The organism is Acidiferrobacter sp., from assembly GCF_054609335.1.
On record NZ_JBTRWP010000030.1, the window covers coordinates 27,529 to 34,107 of the forward strand.

Annotated in this window: 7 protein-coding genes and 1 pseudogene; 3 read left to right on the forward strand and 5 right to left on the reverse strand. The window is 63.3% G+C overall.

Translation table 11 applies throughout. From position 1 onward, the window contains the following. Nucleotides 1-15 precede the first annotated feature (15 nt). The 3 genes from hpnH to ACYCTF_RS09370 form a co-directional block, all read right to left on the reverse strand. Complete coding sequence (hpnH, locus tag ACYCTF_RS09360; protein WP_461283439.1) at nucleotides 16-1,125, reverse strand: adenosyl-hopene transferase HpnH; 1,110 nt, start codon at nucleotides 1,123-1,125, stop codon at nucleotides 16-18. 32 nt (nucleotides 1,126-1,157) lie between these two features. Next, nucleotides 1,158-2,099 (reverse strand): 4-hydroxy-3-methylbut-2-enyl diphosphate reductase, encoded by a 942-nt coding sequence (ispH, locus tag ACYCTF_RS09365; RefSeq protein WP_461283472.1) that lies wholly within the window; start codon nucleotides 2,097-2,099, stop codon nucleotides 1,158-1,160. A gap of 126 nt (nucleotides 2,100-2,225) precedes the next feature. Then, a complete protein-coding gene (locus ACYCTF_RS09370; protein WP_461284801.1) occupies nucleotides 2,226-2,540 on the reverse strand; it encodes a hypothetical protein in 315 nt (104 codons plus the stop codon). A gap of 329 nt (nucleotides 2,541-2,869) precedes the next feature. Between ACYCTF_RS09370 and ACYCTF_RS09375 the strand changes: the two genes are divergently transcribed. The 3 genes from ACYCTF_RS09375 (at nucleotide 2,870) to ACYCTF_RS09385 (ending at nucleotide 4,906) form a co-directional block, all read left to right on the forward strand. Next, a complete protein-coding gene (locus ACYCTF_RS09375; RefSeq protein WP_461283437.1) occupies nucleotides 2,870-3,757 on the forward strand; it encodes a hypothetical protein in 888 nt (295 codons plus the stop codon). A gap of 244 nt (nucleotides 3,758-4,001) precedes the next feature. Continuing rightward, a complete protein-coding gene (gloA, locus tag ACYCTF_RS09380) occupies nucleotides 4,002-4,391 on the forward strand; it encodes a lactoylglutathione lyase (protein WP_461283436.1) in 390 nt (129 codons plus the stop codon). After that, complete coding sequence (locus ACYCTF_RS09385; RefSeq protein WP_461283435.1) at nucleotides 4,391-4,906, forward strand: glutathione peroxidase; 516 nt, start codon at nucleotides 4,391-4,393, stop codon at nucleotides 4,904-4,906. The genes gloA and ACYCTF_RS09385 overlap by 1 nt, the downstream gene beginning before the upstream one ends. A 22-nt stretch (nucleotides 4,907-4,928) precedes the next feature. Here the strand turns inward: ACYCTF_RS09385 and ACYCTF_RS09390 are convergent, their stop codons facing one another. Together ACYCTF_RS09390 and ACYCTF_RS09395 are read right to left on the reverse strand one after the other, a co-directional pair. After that, nucleotides 4,929-6,083 (reverse strand): alkene reductase, encoded by a 1,155-nt coding sequence (locus ACYCTF_RS09390; RefSeq protein WP_461283434.1) that lies wholly within the window; start codon nucleotides 6,081-6,083, stop codon nucleotides 4,929-4,931. Nucleotides 6,084-6,317: 234 nt separating this feature from the next. After that, nucleotides 6,318-6,579: pseudogene (locus tag ACYCTF_RS09395) on the reverse strand (N-acyl homoserine lactonase family protein); the annotation flags it as partial.

Sequence of the window (6,579 nt, forward strand, 5' to 3'; positions counted from 1 at the left end):
GAGTGCGTAAGCCGCCTAGCCCGCGCTCTTCGGCGAGGCCCTGCGCACGGTCACGACCACGCCTTGGTCCTCGCGCGCGGGCTCCGGGTCGGGCGCCATGGGCCCTGTCACACGCGGGCCGCGCAGGTAGACCTTCAAGGCCTTCAGGGGATGCGCAAACGTATCATTGACCGCTGTCCCCTCGTAACCGCAATGGACCATGCAGTTGTCACACTTGGGATGACGCCCGGTTCCATAGCGCTCCCATGGCGTCGTCTCGATCAATTCGGCAAAGCTCTCGGCATAACCTTCGTCGCTCAGCAGATAGCAGGGCTTCTGCCAGCCGAACACGTTACGCGTCGGATTACTCCAAGGAGTGCACTGGTAAGTCTGGTTGCCGGCCAGGAAGTCCAGAAACAGGCTCGATTGGTTGAAGCGCCATTTGGCACCCCGCTCGCGCCCTGCCCCGAACACCTTGCGAAACAAGGTCTTGCTCTGGGCGCGCCGCAGGAACACATCCTGCCGCGGGGCGCGCTCATAGCTGTATCCGGGGGATACAGTCACACCTTCCACGCCCAGGTCACTCACGAAATCAAAGAAATCGGCCACCTCGGCGGGGTCCTCGTCTTGAAACAGGGTGCAGTTCACCGTGACGCGGAAGCCCCGGTCGCGCGCGATCTTGATCGCCTCGACGGCCTTGTCGAACACCCCCTCGCGGCACACCGATCGGTCATGGCGCTCACGCAGGCCGTCTAAGTGTATGGAGAAGGTGAGATAGGGTGATGGCGTGTAATCGTCGATCTTGCGCGGCAACAAAAGGGCGTTCGTGCAAAGATAGACGAACTTCTTGCGCGCCACGATCCCGGCGACGATCGCCGGCATATCCTTATGGATCAGGGGCTCGCCTCCCGGAATCGAGACGATAGGCGCGCCACACTCATCCACCGCCTGCAGGCACTCCTCGACGCTCAGGCGTTTATCCAGTATGTCGTCCGGATACTCGATCTTGCCGCAACCGGCGCACTCCAGATTGCAACGAAACAAGGGCTCGAGCATCAACACCAGCGGGTAGTGGTCATTGCCTCGCAACTTCTGCCCGAGGATATAGCGTCCGACGCGCCACTGTTGTCGTATGGGCACTTGCATAGCGATCTCCTACTTCTTGGACGCCCCCTTTTTTAGAGGGAGCTCCGCGCCTTTTTCAGTAAAGCCACTGGCAGGCGAAACGTGGTGGTCTCGGGCTCAGCGGCCATCTCCGTGACGTGCACGACGCCGAAATCCTCGAGCTTCTTCAGGACGCCCCGAACCAAAACTTCGGGGGTCGATGCGCCGGCTGTGATACCGACCCGCACCGACCCCTGGAACCATGCTGCATCGAGCTCGGTCGCGTCCTGAACGAGGTAGGCGCGCGTCGCGGGCTGCTCGCCCACTTCACGCAGCCGATTTGAGTTCGAGCTGTTGCGCGCACCGACAACGAGCAACACATCCACCCGCCCTGCGAGCTTACGCACCGCATTCTGCCGGTTCTGTGTGGCATAACAGATCCCACTCAGATCCGGCCCTTGGATCGCGGGGAACCGTGTCCGCAAGGCCGCAATGACATCCTTGGTATCGTCCACGCTCAGGGTCGTCTGAGTCACGTAGGCGAGCCTGGTCTCGTCCGCCACCGCAAGACGCGCGACATCATCGACGTCCGAGACGACGTAGACGGGTCCCGGGATACGTCCGCGCGTGCCCTCCACCTCGGGGTGTCCGGGGTGGCCGATAATGATCACGGCGTAATTCTGCAGGCTGTAACGCTGCGCCTGGTAATGCACTTTGGTGACCAAAGGACAGGTCGCGTCGAGCACACCAAGGCGCCGCTCGGCCGCTTCGTCGACCAAGGCCGTAGCCACGCCATGGGCGCTGAAGATAGTGGGTGCCCCCTCGGGGACCTCCGCGAGACGCTCGACGAACACCGCGCCTCGTGACTTCAGATCCTCGACAACATGTTGGTTATGAACGATTTCATGCAGCACAAATACAGGCGGACCGTAGACCTCCAGGGCCCGCTCCACGATCTCGATCGCGCGCACGACGCCGGCACAGAAACCACGCGGCTGGGCAAGCACGACGTCCATTTCGAGTCTCGATTCCATGTCCCGCAGTCTTCTCCCTATCGCATCTAAGGTCCAATGGCCGCGCAGGCCATCGTTATCCTGATACCTTAGCATGCTACTGAATGGCGAAGCCAGGGTGCATGTGCCTTAAGTCCCGGCCGCCGCCGACCGGCTTCGTGTAACCCGACTCTTCACAAGCATAAGCGCCGCCGCGGCCATGACGAGCGTTGCGAGCCAAGCGATGACAAGCGGCACGGCGGACACGACGAAACGCCCCATCACGCTACGGCGACGGGCCAGGATCATAATGAATACGAGAGGCGGTACGGCAAACAGACCATTCAAGACGGCGCTCAGGTAGAGCCCGCGCATGGAGTCTGTGGTCCCATCAATGGCCAGCAGCGCGGTGGCGTAGTGGTGCCCCGGCATGACCGTGGGTACGAGACTCACGATGGCGACCAAGAAGCCTGCGGCATAGGCTAGGCACGGACCGCCCCATAAGAGGCGCGCTTGTCTGCCATCGCCGCACGGTAAAAGCCCGGCTGCGACCAAGGGGCATGATCACCGATCGGGCCCCGTGATGCGCTCGCGCCCCCCGGAATCACGGCCTTCGTTGCATTATCGCGCCTATCGGCTACATTTTCACGAGTTGGGCGAGCTAGTATCCCACGGATACCGGCCCCAAGGGACTTCCAAACGGCCTCTAACGGCGGTCGCGCCCGCGGGGTCGGCTAGGAACCTGCGACCCCGGCCATCCGGGCCCCTAAGCGATCATCTAAGGAAGGCATATCATGGCGAGACGTGTAAGGCTTGCAATCGCGCACCTATTCGGGATCACGGGGGTGCTGGCCCCGTTGGCGGCGACCGCTGGCGCTATCCCCTATGCAATCCAACGCGCCGAGAGCGGCTTCTCGGTCGGCATAGGCTACCTAAACCAAGACTATACCGAGACCGCAGGTGGCGTGGTTCTGGACCAGGAGACCGGGAACGTACCTCTCATATCCCTCACCGCATCCTCCTTGAGCGGTAATCCCCAAGGCGGGACCTATTGGCGCGTGGAAGGGCGTTACGCGCACGGCGACACGAACTACAACGGGCACTACTTGAACGGCGCGCCCGCGCAGACGACCACCGCCAACACCATCATAGACATCAATGGGCGCGTGGGCTTCGGCTACGGCTTCTATCGGCGTATGGCTCTCATCCCCTACTTCTCGATCGGCATCCACCGCTGGCAGAGAAACGTGGGCAACGGACAGGGCGCCGGCGGCATCGAGGACTATACGAACGGCAACTTAGGGGGCGGCCTCTTGTGGGAGATGGCGGTCGCGCCGCGTGTCGTGCTCGCGATTCACGCCATGGGCGGTTTTACCTTCGGGGCCCAGATCACTAACACCGACCCGGTCTTCATCGATTCCAGCACCAACACGCTCTATTACGCACGCGAGACCGTGGCACTCGGCGACCGTGCCTACGAAAGCGGAGGGGTGCGTGCCACCTACCTCATCAATCGCGTGTGGCGGACCTTCGTGAGCGTTGACGTCATACACTTCGGCTACGGCGCCTCGGCGAGCACACCGGTATTCACCTCGAACGGCGCGGGCCAGAATGGCTATTACGAACCGAATAGCCGCACGACGCAGGTCCTGGTCCTGGCAGGCGCCGGCGCCCGTTTCTGATATCCGCCACGCGCACATGACATCACTGGGCGCGCGGTAGCTGCCGCGGCCCCCCTGCTTCACAAAGCGGGGGCCTGCGCACCACGCAGGTGGGGCCCCAAGGAAGCGCCTTGCACTCCCCCACCGCCCGCCGGTAGGCTCGAAGCTGCATGCCCAACCAAGCGATGCGGCGGCCACACGGACACGATGCTTCCATGGCCTGACGCGCACGCGCGAACCAAGCACGACTCTCTGAGGAAACACGATGCGAATAGCCCACACCATGATACGGGTCGTCGATCTCGAACGATCCCTGCGCTTTTACGAAAAGGCCCTCGGCATGCGCGTCCTGCGGCGCACAGACTATCCCGAGGGGCGCTTCACCCTGGCCTTCGTGGGCTACGGCAACGAACGGGACACAGCGGTCCTCGAGCTCACCCACAACTGGGATACGAAACACTACGATATGGGCGGTGCCTTTGGCCATGTCGCCATCGAGGTTGATGATGCCACAGGGGCCTGCGAGCGGGTGACGGCAGCCGGTGGGCGCGTGACACGACCGGCGGGTCCCATGAAGCATGGAACCACGGTGATCGCCTTCGTCGAGGACCCCGACGGTTACAAGATCGAATTCGTCGAAAGACGCGCGGCTTAATGATGATCCGCAATGGCTGCGAAACGGCCGATGCGCCGTATGATTTCCGGGTGCGCACACTCGCAGGCGCCGAACAGGACTTGAGCGCCTACCGGGGACAGGTGCTACTTATCGTCAATGTCGCAAGCCGCTGCGGGTTTACGCCCCAGTACGAAGGCCTGGAGCACCTCTACCGCCGCTACCGGGACCAGGGCCTCGTGGTCCTGGGCTTTCCGTGCAATCAGTTCGGCGCTCAAGAGCCTGGCACGGCCGCCGAAATCCAAGCCTTTTGTCAGCAGCGCTACGCCGTCACATTTCCGATGTTCGCCAAAATCGACGTCAAGGGGCCGGGCGCCGACCCCCTCTTCCGTTGGCTTACCGCGCGCGCGACCGGCCTCTTCGGTACACGCGCCATCAAATGGAATTTCACGAAATTCCTAGTCGACCGCAGTGGCCGTATCGTGCACCGCTACGCGCCGCGCGTGCACCCCGACGCCTTGGCGCGGCCCGTGGAACGTGCGCTCGCAACGCCCTAGGTAGACGCGCGCTCCAGCGCGTCTACCGCAGCCCTTCTTGCTGCGCCATGCTCGGGTAGTCGGTGTATCCCCGGGCTCCCCCTCCATAGAAGGACTGCGGATCCGGGACATTCAGCTGCGCGCCTTTGCGCAGACGTTCGGGCAGATCGGGGTTTGCAAGGAACAGCCGCCCAAACGACACGAGGTCGGCGTCGCCCGAGGCCACAACCTCCTGGGCCTTGGGCCCGTCATATTGGCCGTTGACCATGACAACTCCCTGGTAGAGCGCTCGAAAATAGCCGACCGGGATCTCGGTCCCGCCATGGCGCGTGTCGGCCTCCAGGGCCTCCATAATATGGATGTACGCAAGGCCGTAGCGCTCCAGAGCCCTCACCATCGCACCAAAGGTCGCGCGCGGGTCCGAATCGCGCATATCGTTCATGGTTCCGCTGGGCGAGAGCCGTATTCCGACCCGCCCGGGTGGCCAGACTTCGAGCACGCTCTCCACGACCTCGAGCGGGAACCGCAGACGGTTCTCGATGGAACCTCCATAGGCGTCCGTGCGCCGGTTGGAACCGTCGCGCAGAAATTGATCCAGGAGATAGCCGTTGGCGCTGTGGATCTCGACCCCATCGAAGCCCGCTGCTTGCGCGTTCTCGGCCGCGAGACGATATTGATCGCGAAGGCGCGCGAGTTCATCGGTGCGCAGGGCGCGGGGGGTGACAAAATCCTGCGGTCCTTCGTAAGTCGCGGCTTGGCCCGCGGGCTTCACCGCGCTCGGGGCGACTGGCAGCTGGCCCTCGGGCTGCATCGAGGGATGAGAGATGCGGCCTACATGCCATAATTGCAGAAACATCTGCCCGCCCTCGGCATGCACCGCATCGGTCACGCGCCGCCAACCCGCAATCTGTTCGGCGCTGTAGATGCCAGGCGTGTCCGGATAGCCCAAACCCTCGGGCGAGATCTGGGTGGCCTCACTGATGATGAGACCGGCGCAGGCACGCTGACGATAGTACTCGGCGTTCAAGTCCTGCGGCACGAAGCCCGGTCCCGCGCGATTGCGCGTAAGGGGCGCCATGACGATGCGATTATGCAGGCGCAACTCCCCGACGGTCAGCGGCGAGAACAAGGAGAGTGAGCGCCGCCGCTTTGTTGCGGCGCCGGAGCCTTGAGAAGGCCTAGTCGCATCATGATCCATCGAACCTCCTGCGAGATGAGCATACATAGGGAAACGGGAGTTCCGTTCAGGACGCCCAAAGCGAGCAAGGTCGCGCGAACTGGCCGCAGTAGCGCAGGCCCACCATAAGGCCCACAGAAACGGGCGCGGACGTCCGTCCCAGACGGCCCATAATGCGGTCTTATAGCCGCAATCCGCCAAGGGCTTTGGACGGGGGTGCCGGCCGTGGCGACCCACTCGAGCCCACTCTCGCCCCTACGCCGACTCGGCGTCGCGTGGGAGGACGTGAGCCGCCTGCAAGCGCAGAGCTGATTGCGGGTCATGGGCCGGGAGATAGACCATGGGCTCGACACGGGCGTAGGCCACTATCCGGGCGAGCGTACGCACGGCGCTACGGGGGTAAAACGTGACCCCGTCAGGCCGGCCCGCGAGCAAGGCGTCCTGGGTGTAACTGGCATCCCCGGCGAAGAAATAGCTCAAGTGGCCGGCGCGCACGATGACCGAGACGTGCCCAGAC

Bases quoted from the DNA above. Each gene is read 5' to 3' on its own strand.
- ACYCTF_RS09385 (WP_461283435.1), top strand. From the start codon at position 4,391: ATGATGATCCGCAATGGCTGCGAAACGGCCGATGCGCCGTATGATTTC.
- ACYCTF_RS09390 (WP_461283434.1), bottom strand. From the start codon at position 6,083: ATGGATCATGATGCGACTAGGCCTTCTCAAGGCTCCGGCGCCGCAACA.
- hpnH (WP_461283439.1), bottom strand. From the start codon at position 1,125: ATGCAAGTGCCCATACGACAACAGTGGCGCGTCGGACGCTATATCCTC.
- ispH (WP_461283472.1), bottom strand. From the start codon at position 2,099: ATGGACGTCGTGCTTGCCCAGCCGCGTGGTTTCTGTGCCGGCGTCGTG.
- ACYCTF_RS09375 (WP_461283437.1), top strand. From the start codon at position 2,870: ATGGCGAGACGTGTAAGGCTTGCAATCGCGCACCTATTCGGGATCACG.
- gloA (WP_461283436.1), top strand. From the start codon at position 4,002: ATGCGAATAGCCCACACCATGATACGGGTCGTCGATCTCGAACGATCC.